Origin of the sequence: Flavobacterium zubiriense (assembly GCF_041729725.1) — a bacterium.
Taxonomy (GTDB): Bacteria; Bacteroidota; Bacteroidia; order Flavobacteriales; family Flavobacteriaceae; genus Flavobacterium; species Flavobacterium zubiriense.
Window position 1 is genome coordinate 228,735 of the sequence record NZ_JBCFQL010000002.1, and the last position, 13,788, is coordinate 242,522.

Below are 13,788 nucleotides of genomic sequence, written 5' to 3' on the forward strand. Positions count from 1 at the left end.
TTTTACTGTTAAGCTTCCAAAAAGCAAAAATAGCAATAGTTTATTGTTATTTTTAGTGGTTTCAAAAACTAAATCTTTAAACCAAACACGAATTGCACGAATTACCACAAACCATAGTAATTTTAAATTTAATTACACCAATTTCTTTTGTTTACGTCAATTTGTGCAATTGAAGCGACTTTACTTTCGTGTAAATAGGTGAAATTCGTGTCTTATTTTTTAAATGTTTTCACTAAATCATAAACTCAAAAATAACTACTTTTGCCTTGTGAAGATACATGAAAAATACCTGGCGCGCTGCATTGAACTAGCTCAAAACGGCTTAGGAACCACCTATCCTAACCCGATGGTGGGTAGCGTTATTGTTTATGAAGGGAAAATTATTGGCGAAGGCTGGCATAAAAAAGCAGGAGAACCGCATGCCGAAGTGAATGCCGTAAATTCAGTTAAAGACAAATCGCTTTTACAAAAAGCTACCATTTATGTTAGTTTAGAACCTTGCAGTCATTTTGGAAAAACGCCACCTTGTTGCGATTTAATTATTCGATATAAAATACCAAATGTAGTTATCGGAACGGTAGATCCTAACGAAAAAGTAGCTGGAAACGGAATCAAAAAATTACTTGAAGCGGGAATTAACGTTACTGTAGGTATTTTGGAAAACGAATGCAACGCACTCAACAAACGTTTTTTTACTTTTCATCAAAAAAAGAGACCGTATGTTATCCTGAAATGGGCTGAAAGTCAGGATGGTTTCATTGCGCCAAGCGAAAGAAACGAACAAAAACCCGTCTGGATTACCAATCAATATTCGAGACAACTAGTTCATAAATGGCGTAGCGAAGAACAAGCCATTCTTGTCGGGACACAAACTGCTATCGACGATAATCCGAAATTAGATGTTAGAGATTGGACTGGAACACATCCGGTAAGAGTGGTTTTAGACAAAAATAATCGGATTCCAAAGGAAAGTTTCTTGCTGGACAACCAAATCAAAACGATTGTTTTTTGCCAAACAGACACCAATACAAACCAAGAAAATTGTATCTTTGAAAGTATTGATTTTGAACAAGATATAGCTTCTCAAATTTTAGAAACCTTATTTAAACATCAAATTCAATCGGTAATCATTGAAGGTGGACGTCAAACAATACAAACTTTTATTGATGCAAATCTTTGGGACGAAGCACGCATTTTTAAAGGAAAAGCTACTTTTAAAAACGGAACAAAAGCGCCAATTATACAATCAAAAGCAAACCAAAAACAGTTCGTTATTGAAGATGAACTTATAATATATACCAATCATGATTAATGCTATAATTTTTGATTTTGGAGATGTCTTTATTAATTTAGACAAAAAAGCCACTATTGACGGACTTAAAAATTTAGGTTTAGAAAAATGGAATGCCGATTTAGATCAGTTGAATATTCAATTTGAAAAAGGGAATATTACAAAGGAGGAATTTATATCAGGATTTCAAAAACAACTGCCTGATGCTTCTATTGAAGAAATTCTTAAGGCCTGGAATGCTATTTTATTAGATTTTCCGCTATATCGTCTGGAATTTTTACAGATGCTTTCTCAAAAATACCGTTTGTTTCTATTAAGCAACACCGACTCGATTCATATTAACACATTCGAAAAAAGAGTTGGTACTTCTTTCTACAGCGATTTTTACCATTGTTTTGAAAAAGTATATTTCTCATTCGAAATGGGTATGCGCAAACCCGATAAGGAAATTTATCATTGGGTTTTGAACAACCACCAATTACAACCCAAACACACTTTATTTGTAGACGACAAAAAAGAAAATACAGATGCCGCACAAGCATTAGGCATTCATGTTTGGAACCTACAAGTAGGAAAAGAAGATGTGATAGATTTATTCGACAAAGAAATACTTTAAACAATTGCAATAACAATGGCAAAAGTCAATATCAATGAAAATTATAAATAACAATACAATCTTATTTTAATATCACTATTCATTTTTTTTTGATATTGATATTGGCATTGATTTTTGCCATTGTTATTGTTATTGCAATTGAAAAATGAACGACACTTACAATACTATTGCATTTCCATCTGAAGAAATTCTTTTTAAAGAAAAAGGAAGTAAATTCTTTGGTTACGCCTTTCCCATAATTTCTGATGAAGAAGTCAAACCCATACTTGAGGTTTTAAGAAAAAAACATCCCACCGCCTGTCATTATTGTTATGCTTACCAAATTGGCACTGAAAAAATAAATTACAGAGCCAATGATGATGGTGAACCTAGTAATTCGGCAGGAATACCCATTTATGGACAAATTCAGTCTTTTTCGGTAACAAACGTACTCATTGTTATTGTTCGCATTTTTGGCGGAACAAAATTAGGCGTGGGCGGATTAATTACTGCTTATAAAACTGCCGCACAACTCACTCTTGAAAATTGCTCCATTATAGAAAAAACAATTGATATTCATTATTTAATTTCTTTTGATTACAAAAACATGAATAAGGTAATGCGCATTATCAAAGAAAAAAACTTAGCCATTGTGCATCAAAAAATGGAAATGAGTTGCGAAATTGAGATTAAAATTCGAAAAAAACACGCCGAACAAATACTCGAAATTTTCGTTTCTCAATATGAAATAGACATTAAAATTATAGAATAATGAATATCCGATTCTTTGATTTCTATATTCGTAAAAGCCTCTCTTTGACATACTCAGGCGCAGCCATCGGACGACCCGTTTTCATGTTCACAAAAACCAAAATTGAGCCACCAATTGTTAATAACTCATTTTGTTCATTGTATATCTCATATTCAAATTCAATCTTCACCGAAGTCTGACTTTTAAAAATGGTTTTCACCGTCAATAAATCATCATAATGAGCAGGTTTTTTATAATTTATATTTAGAGAAACTACTGGAAGCATTACACCGTTTTCTTCCATCCATTTATAAGAAATCCCAATGTTTCTAAGCCATTCCACGCGTCCCATCTCAAAATACTGTGCGTAATTACCATGATAAACCACACCCATTTGATCGGTTTCTGAATAGCGTACTCTTACCTTAAACTCGTGTATTTTCATTCTTAAATTGCCTTTTTTATATATTAATTTGAAATCCTTTTCTTCTTACTTACAACAATATTTCTTCAAAATCAACCTCTATAAATTTTTTTTTAACGAAATTTGTTCACATATTTGTTACCCCGATAAATAACAACTTTTTTTGATGTTATTTACTCCAATAAACAGAATAAAAATATAATAATTTAACAGAATTTATGAACAAAACTGCTCAATCAGTATGGGATAACTGTTTGTCTTTTATAAAAGACAATATTCAAGACCAAGCATACAAAACTTGGTTTGAACCAATCAAGTCAGTTGAACTTACCGATAATGCGTTATACATTCAGGTTCCTAGTAAATTTTTCTACGAATGGTTAGAAGAACACTATGTTAAATTATTAAAAGTTGCCTTAACTAAAGAACTTGGTAAAAACGCAAAGTTACTTTATAAAATTAAAATGGAGAACACTTACGGCAACAAACAGCCGTTTACGGAACAATTGCCAAGTGCAAACCGTTCTCCAATGAAACCTCAAAACGTTGACGCTCCCTTAAAAAACCTAGATCCTGAATTAAAAAATCCGTTTGTGATTCCGGGTATTAGAAATTTAAAAATCGAATCGCAACTGAATGCGAATTACAGTTTTGACAATTTCTTAGAAGGAGATTCTAATAGATTAGCCCGTTCAGCAGGGATGGCGGTTGCCAATAAACCTGGAGGAACTTCATTCAATCCCTTGTTGATTTTTGGTGGTGTGGGATTGGGAAAAACCCATTTGGCCCACGCTATTGGAGTTGAAATTAAAGACAAATATCCTGAAAAAACCGTTTTATATATTTCTGCCGAAATTTTCACGCAGCAATATATTGATTCGGTAAAGAAAAATAATAGAAATGATTTTATTCATTTTTACCAATTAATCGATGTTTTAATCATTGATGATGTGCAATTCCTTTCTGGAAAATCAGGAACACAAGATGTATTTTTCCACATATTCAATTATTTGCACCAAAACGGAAAGCAAGTGATTTTGACCTCTGATAAAGCACCAGTTGACATGCAAGATATTGAGCAACGCTTATTATCTCGTTTCAAATGGGGACTATCTGCCGAATTGCACCAACCGGATTACGAAACTCGAATTTCTATCTTAAAAAACATTTTGTACCGTGATGGTGTAGAAATGCCTGATGAAATTATCGAATACGTAGCCCGTAACATCAAATCGAATGTTCGTGAACTCGAAGGCGCTATTATTTCGTTGATTGCTCAATCTTCTTTCAATAAAAAAGAAGTCACCATCGAACTGGCGAAAAGTGTGGTGGAGAAATTTGTAAAAAATGTAAAACGCGAAATATCGATTGATTACATCCAGAAAATTGTTTCAGATTATTTCCAATTGGATATCGAAACCCTACAATCTAAAACCAGAAAAAGACACGTAGTACAAGCCAGACAATTGGCCATGTTTTTTGCTAAGAAATTCACAAAATCCTCTTTGGCAAACATTGGTTCACAAATTGGCGATCGCGACCACGCCACCGTATTACACGCTTGCAAAACGGTAGATAACCTGGTAGCAACGGACAAACAATTCAAAAAATTTGTCGAAGACATCCACAAAAAACTAACGCTATAAATCCCTATGTCTGTCAAGATATTAATGGTTTGTTTGGGCAATATTTGTAGATCTCCTTTGGCCGAAGGCATCTTAAGTTCCAAATTACCTCAAGAAAAATTTACCGTCGACTCTGCCGGAACGGGTTCTTGGCACATTGGCCATCAGCCAGATGCGCGTTCGATAACTGTTGCTAAAAAGTACCAACTTGACATATCAAAACAAAGAGGCAGACAGTTTAAAACTTCCGATTTTGATGCTTTTGATTATATCTATGTAATGGATCAGTCCAATTACAACGCTGTCATTCAGTTAGCCAAAAACGAAATCCACAAGAGCAAAGTTCAAATGATTCTGAACGAGTTGTATCCCAACGAAAACGTCGATGTTCCAGATCCATATTTCGGAATGGAAAACGGATTTGAAACAGTCTATCAAATGCTGAATGAAACTTGCGATTCCATTGCTCAAAAGCTAATGGCCAAGCATCCTTAAATTCATTTAACTAAACCCATTACAATGAAATCAAATACTCCTTTTGGAAAACTCTACTTAATTCCCACCACCATGGGAGAATGTGACCCAATGGATGTTTTGCCACAAACGGTAAAAAGAACCATCGATTTCATTGACTATTATATTGTTGAAAACGAAAAAACAGCCAGAAAATCCATCAAAGGAGTCAATCCGGAGAAAAAACAAGCCGATTTAGTACTTTTTGCCCTAAACAAGCATACTGAAACCAAAGAACACTTAGACTTTATCAAACCTTTACTAGAAGGAAAAAATGTAGGTTTAATGAGCGAGGCAGGTTGTCCCGGAGTGGCCGATCCCGGTGCTGTAATTGTAAAATTAGCACACGACAGAGGCATTCAAGTGATTCCATTAGTAGGTCCTTCTTCTATTTTATTAGCAATGATGGCTTCGGGAATGAACGGACAAAGTTTTACGTTTCACGGTTATTTGCCTATCGAAAAAGACGAGAAAAAAGCAAGTTTTAAGAGTTTAGAAAGAACCTCTTTCGAGAAAAATCAATCCCAAATTTTTATTGAAACACCCTATCGCAACAATAAATTACTGGAAGATTTGATTCAGACCTTACATCCTGAAACGCATTTGTGTATTGCTACTGATATCACTTTACCAACAGAATACATTAAGACCAAGAAAATTGCGGCTTGGAAAAAAGAAACGATTGATTTGCACAAACGTCCTACAATTTTTATCATTCATAAAATGTAGTTTTTATTTTAAAAATCGGTATTATTTCATTCCGATTTTTATGATGTTACCCAAACCACATTATTTTAAAAAAATAAGTATTCCTGAACTTCCCTGCTAAAGAGTTCATTAAAATATAGTAAATTCTATTTTTTAATAATAACAACCCAAACTTCATTTCGTATATTTACAATAAAACCGATTCAAAATGAACTTTAGCCAAAAAATGTTACGAGATGACGCCCTAAAAGGAAAAGTAATTGTTGTTACTGGTGGCGGCAGCGGACTAGGAAAAGCGATGACTAAATATTTTCTGGAACTGGGTGCCAAAGTTGCTATAACCTCACGCGATTTAGACAAACTTAAAAATACGGCTGCCGAATTAGAATCGGAAACAGCAGGGATTTGTTTGCCTTTGCAATGCGATGTTCGAAATTACGAAGAAGTAGAAAACATGTTGCAACAAGTCATAAAAACTTTTGACAAAGTCGATATTTTACTCAACAACGCAGCGGGAAACTTCATCTCTCCTACTGAACGCTTATCGGCAAATGCCTTTGACACCATTATTGATATTGTTTTAAAAGGAACCAAAAACTGCACCTTGGCTTTTGGAAAACACTGGATTGACAGCAAGCAAACTTCGGCTACGGTTTTAAATATTGTGACCACTTATGCATGGACGGGTTCGGCTTATGTGGTGCCCAGTGCCACTGCTAAAGCGGGAGTTCTCGCCATGACCCGAAGTCTTGCCGTAGAATGGGCTAAATATGGTATCCGAACCAATGCCATTGCGCCTGGGCCATTTCCTACCAAAGGCGCTTGGGACAGATTACTTCCCGGAGATCTTGCCGAAAAATTTGACATGGCAAAAAAAGTCCCGCTTCAACGTGTGGGCGATCATCAGGAATTAGCCAACTTGGCAGCCTATTTGGTTTCTGATTTTTCGGCTTACATCAACGGCGAAGTAGTAGTAATTGATGGTGGCGAATGGCTCAAAGGCGCCGGACAATTCAATCTACTAGAAGCCATCCCCGAGGAACTTTGGGATCAACTGGAAATGATGATTAAAGCGAAGAAGAATAAATAATTTTACTTAAAATTGATTTTTTGCTATTGCAATTGTCATTGTTGTTGCTGAAAATAGCCCACAGATTTAACGGATAAAACGGATTGACACTGATTTACCCCCCACAGTTTGTCATTCCGACGAAGGAGGAAACTCCGCGCTATTTTTCAAAATCCAACTTAAATACATAGATTAGCAAAAACAAAATTTATAAATAATTATTTACATACTTGAGTAATTATAAAACGAAGTAAAATAGCGAAAATCTACCTGATTATACACGACCTCGGTGAAATTGCACATATAATTATAAAACTACAATGAAACACATTAAAAGAAAATTTTTAAAGGAGCATAAATTTACACAGGATGGATATGATTTTACAATTGAACAGGGAAAAGTAGCAAAAAAAATCAAAGGAAACTTGAACGATTTCGTGCCTTATATAATAACAACTGATCAAAAGTTTATTCAAGGTTTTTTTTACAATTTAGACGGAAAGAAAGTTATGATTGGAGAACCAAACCCTATCGTCATATATTTTTCTAATGCACAAGGATTTCTTTCGTCAATATTGGAATACCGAAATGATTTATTTGAAGGGTTAAAAAATGATAAGACAGATGTTGATGTAATTCTGAATGCAATGTTCGGGTTTTATAGTGTGGTAACGAGTTTTTCGTCTTCGCTATTTAATTCACTAGAAGCTATGATTAACTCTAAAATTCCAAAAGATTTTACGATGGCAAATTCTCGACGTCGAAATTCTACTATGAATAAATATGAAGTAATACGACATACAGGATTTGAAGATAAAATCAAAATTGTATTGAAACATATTACAGGTAATAACTTTGCAGAAAAGAAAAACTCTGACTACAACGAATTAATTAAGCTTAAAACATTAAGAGATAACATTACGCATGCAAAAGCAAATATTGATTATGAAGTTAATTATTACGAGAAACTTTATACTGAAGCTTTAGACTTCAATTATGAAAAATCTCTCGACAGCGCAAAAGAGTTCATAAATTTTTATGAAGATAATTTAATTGAGCCATGTGACTGCGGATTGACACACTAAGAAATACTCAACCAACAGATAACAACAGTTTTGCGAGGTTGCAAAATGTGTACAAACCAGCTCCGCTAAGTTTTCAACTTTGCGGTAGCGATTATCGGTTTTAAACCGATATTTTTAATGATTTATTTCTACATCTGTCACAGACAGATTAACACTTTCTCAAAGTCAAAGACTTTGCGGAGCGAGAATAGACATAACGTCCCTATGCTGCTGCACGAATCCTTTCATGTGGCAAAAAACTATATAGCTGGTATTAGAAAAACAAAAAAAACAGAAAAATTGCTAAATAGTAACTTTTAAGTTACCTTTGAAAAATGAAAGTACGCGAAGTTATAGCTTACAAAAACTACTTTGAGGAATTTCTCTTGGAACAGCCAAGGAAAGTTCAAGATAAAATATTTAAGATTATTGAAGCTATTGAAACTCTCGAACGCGTTCCTTCGAATTATTTAAAATCAATGGAAGGAACTAACGGTCTTTATGAAGCCAGAATACAATTGGCTTCAAATATTTGGAGAGTTTTTTGTTTTTTCGATAACGGTAAACTTGTAATTCTTCTCAATGGCTTTCAAAAGAAAACGCAAAAAACCCCAAAGAATGAGATTGAAAAAGCGTTACGTTTAATGAATCAGTATTATCAAGAAAAAATCAAATGAAAATGGAAACTAAAAGCTGGAAAGAAATTAAAGATACTGTTTACGGAGAAAAAGGAACAGAAAGACGTGATGAATTAGAAAGAGATTTTAGCGGCTTTAAAATTGGTTTACAATTAAAAAAAGCACGTGAAGAAAAGCATTTAACTCAAACCGAATTGGGCGAACTTGTGGATAAAAAACGAGAATACATTTCGCGAATAGAAAACAATGGAAGCAACTTAACTTTAAAAACCTTGTATGATATCGTCGAAAAAGGTTTAGGAGGAAAAGTTACCATTCAGATTGAAATATAAGACATTATTTTTCTCTCAAAACCCACCAACATTTCATCCCAAAACCAAAATATACTCCCAATTAAATTCCTATTTTTGTTGGATAACAACAACAAAACCATTTTATGCTGATTATAGGAATTGCAGGCGGAACAGGAAGTGGAAAAACAACGGTCGTGCAGCAAATCATGAATCAATTGCCTGATACCGAAGTGGGGGTTATTTCTCAGGATTCCTATTATAAAAAAACGACCAATTTAAGTTATGACGAACGCGCTTTAATCAATTTTGATCATCCCAGAGCTATCGATTTTGACTTATTAGTCACTCATTTAAAAGAACTCAAAGCTGGTAAAACCATCCAGCAACCCATATATTCTTTTGTCACACACAACCGAACCGAAGACAGTATAACAACACATCCCAGAAAAGTATTGATTGTTGAAGGCATTTTAATTCTGGCACATCCAGAATTAAGAGATTTATTTGACATCAAAATCTACGTTCATGCCGATGCCGATGAAAGACTTATTCGGAGGCTAAAAAGAGACATTGCTGAGCGTGGTCGCGATATGGAAGAAGTTTTAAATCGCTATCAGCAAACCTTAAAACCCATGCATGAACAATTTATAGAACCTACAAAAGCTTTTGCCGATGTTATTATCCCAAACAACAAATACAACACCGTAGCCATAGACATGCTACGCACGGTAATAAATCAAAAAATTCTATAATTTTATTGTATTTTTATAATAACACTTTAAAATACTAATGCCATTTTACTTTTATCTGAACCTGATTTGAGTTTAACCTGACATAAAAAAACAACTAATGAAGAACCCATATAAAGACAAAGGCTGGTTTAAATTTTTAAGTAACAAATACATGTGGTCCTTATCCTTTTTTGCCGCCTGGATGATCTTTTTAGACAATTATTCTTATTTTGATCATCGCATTTTAGACAATCAAATTGAAGAATTGGAAGACAACAAAACCTATTATCAGGAAGAAATTAAAAAAGACGAAGCGCAAATCAAGCAGCTTAAAAATCCTGAACAAATAGAAAAATATGCCCGCGAAAAATACTATATGAAAAAAGATAGTGAGGATATTTACATCATCGAATTTGAAGGCGACACTATCGAAAAGAAACAATAAATCCTGAATTATTAAAATCAAACTAAAAATGGCTACTAATTTATTCAAAGATTTCGACCCTGTTTCATCAAAGCAATGGAAGCAAAAAATCCAGTTCGAGCTTGATGGAGCGGATTATAATGAAACCTTGGTTTGGAATTCGCCAGAAGATATTAAAGTGAAACCCTTTTATCATCGGGATGATTTTAGCAAAACCACTACTGCTGCCACAAATGCATCGCAGTTTAAAATTTGCCAAAATATATTTGTTTTTGATGTCGAGAAATCCTTAGAAAGAGCCTTGGATTCTTTAAAAAGAGGAGCTGAAAGTTTACGATTCACCATCGAAAATGAATCCGTTGACATTCAAAAACTACTAGAAAAATTGCCGCTGGAAAACACAGCAATTCATTTTAACCTAAAGTTTTTATCAATTGATTTTATTTCGAAAATAAATACCATTGTTGAACAAAAGAAAGCCAGAGTATTTTATAATCTGGATCCTATTGGGCAATTAGCCAAAGAAGGAAATTGGTTTACTACCAAAGAAAAAAACAATTTCGAAACGTTACAGTTGCTTTCAAAAGTCACCAGAGAAAGTTCTTTGATTAGTATTAATTCTGCTTTATATCAAAATGCAGGAGCCAATATTGTCCAGCAAATCGCTTATAGTCTGGCTCACGCCAATGAATATTTGAACCGAATTCCAACGATTCATCAAGCCATTGTTTTTGAAGTTGCAGTTGGAACTAATTACTTTTTTGAAATTGCCAAATTGCGTGCGTTACGCTTATTATTTCAATTGATTGCCAAAGAATATTATCACGAAAGCGATTGCCATCTTTTGGTAACCCCAACAAAACGCAATAAAACGCTATATGATTACAATATCAATATGTTGCGAACCACGACAGAATGTATGTCGGGGATTCTAGGTGGAGCAGATACTATTACCAACTTGCCTTACGATTCCATTTACCATAAAAACAATGAATTTGGCGATCGAATAGCCCGCAATCAATTACTGATTCTTAAAAACGAAAGCTATTTTGATAAGGTAAACAATCCTGCTGACGGAAGTTATTATATCGAAACGTTAACGCAGCAATTAGCCGAAAAAGCCTTGACATTGTTTAAAGAAATTGAAGCCAACGGCGGGTTTTTAAAACAATTGAACGACGGAATCATCAAAAGAAAAATTCAAGAAAGCACTGACAAAGAACAACAACTTTTTGATTCTGAAAAAGAAATCCTTGTTGGAACCAATAAATATTCGAATCCAAAGGACAAAATAAAAGAGCAAATCGAATTGTATCCTTTTGTAAAAATAAAACCCCGAAAAACCTTGATTACTCCTATTATTGAAAAACGCCTGACGGAGAAACTAGAACAAGAACGACTGGCCGCAGAATAATAGTATTTCATAAAATCAATTGCAAAAAGCATATCAAATGATTCGAAAAGACCTTAAACACATTCAACTCGACAATCAAAAATCTGAAGCTAATTCTAGCTTCGAGCCTACTTTTGCAAAAGAAAAAACAGATGCTACCTCTAATAATTTTGTTACAGCCGAAGAAATCGAACTCCAACAAAATTATTCGGAAAAAGATATTGAAGATTTGGAACATCTGGATTTTGCTGCTGGATTTCCTCCTTATCTTCGTGGACCTTACACTACGATGTATGTTCAAAAACCCTGGACTATTCGTCAATATTCAGGTTTCTCCACTGCCGAAGAAAGCAATGCGTTTTATAGAAAAAACATCCACGCAGGACAAGAAGGACTTTCTATCGCTTTTGATTTAGCAACCCATCGCGGTTATGATTCGGATCACGAACGTGTAGCAGGCGATGTTGGAAAAGCAGGAGTTGCCATAGATACGGTAGAAGATTTCAAGATATTATTTGACCAAATTCCTTTAGATAAGATGTCGGTTTCCATGACTATGAATGGAGCGGTTTTACCCATTATGGCGTTTTATATTGTAGCTGCCGAAGAGCAAGGTGTCCAACCAGAACAACTTTTGGGAACCATTCAAAATGATATTCTTAAAGAATTCATGGTACGAAATACTTATATTTATCCACCTGAGGCTTCGATGAAAATAACGGCAGCAATTTTTGAATATACCAGCAAAAAAATGCCCAAATTTCATTCGATTTCTATTTCAGGCTATCACATGCAAGAAGCAGGAGCTACCGCCGATATTGAATTGGCTTACACACTTGCCGATGGATTAGAATATGTGAGAACTGGACTTTCAACAGGAATGAAAATCGATGAATTTGCTCCGAGATTGTCTTTTTTCTGGGGAATTGGAATGAATCATTTTATGGAAATTGCCAAAATGAGAGCGGCAAGGATGATTTGGACCAAACTAATTAAAACTTTCAATCCTAAAAATACCAAATCACTTACTTTAAGAACGCATTGTCAAACTAGCGGTTGGAGTTTAACCGCTCAGGATCCGTTTAACAACGTAGCCCGTACTTGTATTGAAGCTTCAGCGGCAATTTTTGGTGGAACACAATCACTTCATACTAATGCCTTAGATGAAGCCATGGCATTGCCTAGCGATTTTTCGGCAAGAATAGCCCGAAATACCCAATTGTTTTTATTGGAAGAAACGAAAATTAGCAAAACGGTTGATCCCTGGGCTGGAAGTTATTATGTGGAAAGTTTAACACATGAAATTGCCGAAAAAGCCTGGAAACTCATTGAAGAAATCGAAGCTCTTGGTGGAATGACTAAAGCATTAGCCACTGGAATTCCAAAATTGCGAATCGAAGAAGCCGCTGCCAGAAAACAAGCTCGCATAGACAGTGAACAAGATATCATTGTAGGCATCAATAAATTTCAATTAAAAAAAGAAGTACCTTTAAAAATCTTAGATATTGACATTGAAAAGGTTAGAAAACAACAACTCGAACGTCTGCATCAAGTAAAAGCCAATCGAAATGCTTTAAAAGTAAAAGAAGCTTTAGAAAAAATTACTGTTTGCGCCCAAACCGGAGCTGGAAATTTACTGGAATTAGCCATTGATGCTGCTCGAGAAAGGGCTACATTAGGCGAAATTAGTCAGGCATTAGAGACTATTTTTGGAAGACATAAAGCGCAAATTAAATCTTTTAGCGGTGTGTATAGTAAAGAAATCAAAGAGAACAAAAGTTTTGAAAAAGCGAGACAACTAGCAGATATTTTTGCCAAGCAAGAAGGTCGTCGTCCTAGAATTATGGTTGCAAAAATGGGACAAGACGGACACGATAGAGGTGCGAAAGTAGTTGCTACAGCATTTGCCGACATTGGTTTTGATGTTGACATTGGTCCACTATTTCAAACTCCAGTCGAAACTGCCAAACAAGCCATGGAAAATGATGTTCATATTTTAGGCATTTCCTCTCTTGCTGCTGGACATAAAACATTAGTTCCGCAGCTGATTAAGGAACTTAAAAAACTAGGTCGAGAGGATATAATGGTTGTAGTAGGTGGAGTAATTCCAACGCAAGATTATCAATACCTTTTTGATGCTGGCGTATCGGCTATTTTTGGCCCTGGAACCAACATAAGTAAAATTGCTTTGAAAATCTTAAATTTATTTATCAACGAAGAATAAAAAAAGAAGCCATTTGTTATGAAACAAATGGCTTCTCTATATAAA

At 34.7% G+C, this 13,788-nt stretch carries 15 protein-coding genes; 14 read left to right on the forward strand and 1 reads right to left on the reverse strand.

Annotated features, from left to right (window positions below; genetic code table 11):
• Positions 1–268: 268 nt before the first annotated feature.
• From ribD to AAGV28_RS03020, 3 genes are all read left to right on the forward strand, one after another.
• Positions 269–1,312 (forward strand): bifunctional diaminohydroxyphosphoribosylaminopyrimidine deaminase/5-amino-6-(5-phosphoribosylamino)uracil reductase RibD, encoded by a 1,044-nt coding sequence (gene ribD, locus AAGV28_RS03010; protein ID WP_373405343.1) that lies wholly within the window; start codon positions 269–271, stop codon positions 1,310–1,312.
• The gene (locus tag AAGV28_RS03015) at positions 1,305–1,907 is read left to right on the forward strand and encodes an HAD family hydrolase (protein ID WP_373405344.1); all 603 of its coding nucleotides are present in this window, start codon (positions 1,305–1,307) and stop codon (positions 1,905–1,907) included. Before ribD ends, AAGV28_RS03015 begins: the two co-directional genes overlap by 8 nt.
• Positions 1,908–2,052: 145 nt before the next feature.
• Positions 2,053–2,658, forward strand: coding sequence for an IMPACT family protein (locus AAGV28_RS03020; RefSeq protein ID WP_373405345.1), 606 nt, complete (start codon positions 2,053–2,055; stop codon positions 2,656–2,658).
• Positions 2,659–2,680: 22 nt separating this feature from the next.
• Here the strand turns inward: AAGV28_RS03020 and AAGV28_RS03025 are convergent, their stop codons facing one another.
• Positions 2,681–3,082, reverse strand: coding sequence for an acyl-CoA thioesterase (locus tag AAGV28_RS03025; protein ID WP_373405346.1), 402 nt, complete (start codon positions 3,080–3,082; stop codon positions 2,681–2,683).
• Positions 3,083–3,279: 197 nt separating this feature from the next.
• Between AAGV28_RS03025 and dnaA the strand changes: the two genes are divergently transcribed.
• The 11 genes from dnaA (at position 3,280) to scpA (ending at position 13,743) form a co-directional block, all read left to right on the forward strand.
• Positions 3,280–4,707: a chromosomal replication initiator protein DnaA gene (gene dnaA / locus AAGV28_RS03030; protein WP_373405347.1), complete on the forward strand. Its 1,428-nt coding sequence runs from the start codon at positions 3,280–3,282 to the stop codon at positions 4,705–4,707.
• 6 nt (positions 4,708–4,713) lie between these two features.
• Positions 4,714–5,181: a low molecular weight protein-tyrosine-phosphatase gene (locus tag AAGV28_RS03035; protein ID WP_373405348.1), complete on the forward strand. Its 468-nt coding sequence runs from the start codon at positions 4,714–4,716 to the stop codon at positions 5,179–5,181.
• A gap of 24 nt (positions 5,182–5,205) precedes the next feature.
• Positions 5,206–5,928, forward strand: coding sequence for an SAM-dependent methyltransferase (locus AAGV28_RS03040; RefSeq protein ID WP_373405349.1), 723 nt, complete (start codon positions 5,206–5,208; stop codon positions 5,926–5,928).
• 187 nt (positions 5,929–6,115) lie between these two features.
• Entirely contained in the window at positions 6,116–6,997 is an 882-nt protein-coding gene (locus AAGV28_RS03045; protein WP_373405350.1) for an SDR family oxidoreductase, read from the forward strand.
• A gap of 299 nt (positions 6,998–7,296) precedes the next feature.
• Positions 7,297–8,061, forward strand: a complete 765-nt coding sequence (locus AAGV28_RS03050) for a hypothetical protein (protein ID WP_373405351.1) — start codon at positions 7,297–7,299, stop codon at positions 8,059–8,061.
• 314 nt (positions 8,062–8,375) lie between these two features.
• Positions 8,376–8,717, forward strand: coding sequence for a type II toxin-antitoxin system RelE/ParE family toxin (locus tag AAGV28_RS03055; RefSeq protein WP_373405352.1), 342 nt, complete (start codon positions 8,376–8,378; stop codon positions 8,715–8,717).
• Positions 8,718–8,719: 2 nt separating this feature from the next.
• Complete coding sequence (locus tag AAGV28_RS03060) at positions 8,720–9,010, forward strand: helix-turn-helix transcriptional regulator (protein WP_373392052.1); 291 nt, start codon at positions 8,720–8,722, stop codon at positions 9,008–9,010.
• Positions 9,011–9,114: 104 nt separating this feature from the next.
• Positions 9,115–9,723 carry a uridine kinase gene (gene udk / locus AAGV28_RS03065; protein WP_373405353.1) on the forward strand — a complete coding sequence of 203 codons (609 nt, stop codon included), beginning with the start codon at positions 9,115–9,117 and terminating at the stop codon, positions 9,721–9,723.
• 97 nt (positions 9,724–9,820) lie between these two features.
• Complete coding sequence (locus AAGV28_RS03070; RefSeq protein WP_373405354.1) at positions 9,821–10,147, forward strand: FtsB family cell division protein; 327 nt, start codon at positions 9,821–9,823, stop codon at positions 10,145–10,147.
• Positions 10,148–10,175: 28 nt separating this feature from the next.
• Positions 10,176–11,540 carry a methylmalonyl-CoA mutase subunit beta gene (locus AAGV28_RS03075; protein WP_373405355.1) on the forward strand — a complete coding sequence of 455 codons (1,365 nt, stop codon included), beginning with the start codon at positions 10,176–10,178 and terminating at the stop codon, positions 11,538–11,540.
• A gap of 37 nt (positions 11,541–11,577) precedes the next feature.
• On the forward strand, positions 11,578–13,743 hold the full coding sequence (gene scpA / locus AAGV28_RS03080) for a methylmalonyl-CoA mutase (protein ID WP_373405356.1): 2,166 nt from the start codon (positions 11,578–11,580) through the stop codon (positions 13,741–13,743).
• Positions 13,744–13,788 lie beyond the last annotated feature (45 nt).

Coding starts and splice junctions, on each gene's coding strand:
- AAGV28_RS03055 (WP_373405352.1), top strand. CDS start 8,376: ATGAAAGTACGCGAAGTTATAGCTTACAAAAACTACTTTGAGGAATTT.
- udk (WP_373405353.1), top strand. CDS start 9,115: ATGCTGATTATAGGAATTGCAGGCGGAACAGGAAGTGGAAAAACAACG.
- scpA (WP_373405356.1), top strand. CDS start 11,578: ATGATTCGAAAAGACCTTAAACACATTCAACTCGACAATCAAAAATCT.
- dnaA (WP_373405347.1), top strand. CDS start 3,280: ATGAACAAAACTGCTCAATCAGTATGGGATAACTGTTTGTCTTTTATA.
- AAGV28_RS03040 (WP_373405349.1), top strand. CDS start 5,206: ATGAAATCAAATACTCCTTTTGGAAAACTCTACTTAATTCCCACCACC.
- AAGV28_RS03015 (WP_373405344.1), top strand. CDS start 1,305: ATGATTAATGCTATAATTTTTGATTTTGGAGATGTCTTTATTAATTTA.
- AAGV28_RS03020 (WP_373405345.1), top strand. CDS start 2,053: ATGAACGACACTTACAATACTATTGCATTTCCATCTGAAGAAATTCTT.
- AAGV28_RS03025 (WP_373405346.1), bottom strand. CDS start 3,082: ATGAAAATACACGAGTTTAAGGTAAGAGTACGCTATTCAGAAACCGAT.
- AAGV28_RS03070 (WP_373405354.1), top strand. CDS start 9,821: ATGAAGAACCCATATAAAGACAAAGGCTGGTTTAAATTTTTAAGTAAC.
- AAGV28_RS03060 (WP_373392052.1), top strand. CDS start 8,720: ATGGAAACTAAAAGCTGGAAAGAAATTAAAGATACTGTTTACGGAGAA.
- AAGV28_RS03045 (WP_373405350.1), top strand. CDS start 6,116: ATGAACTTTAGCCAAAAAATGTTACGAGATGACGCCCTAAAAGGAAAA.
- AAGV28_RS03050 (WP_373405351.1), top strand. CDS start 7,297: ATGAAACACATTAAAAGAAAATTTTTAAAGGAGCATAAATTTACACAG.
- AAGV28_RS03075 (WP_373405355.1), top strand. CDS start 10,176: ATGGCTACTAATTTATTCAAAGATTTCGACCCTGTTTCATCAAAGCAA.
- AAGV28_RS03035 (WP_373405348.1), top strand. CDS start 4,714: ATGTCTGTCAAGATATTAATGGTTTGTTTGGGCAATATTTGTAGATCT.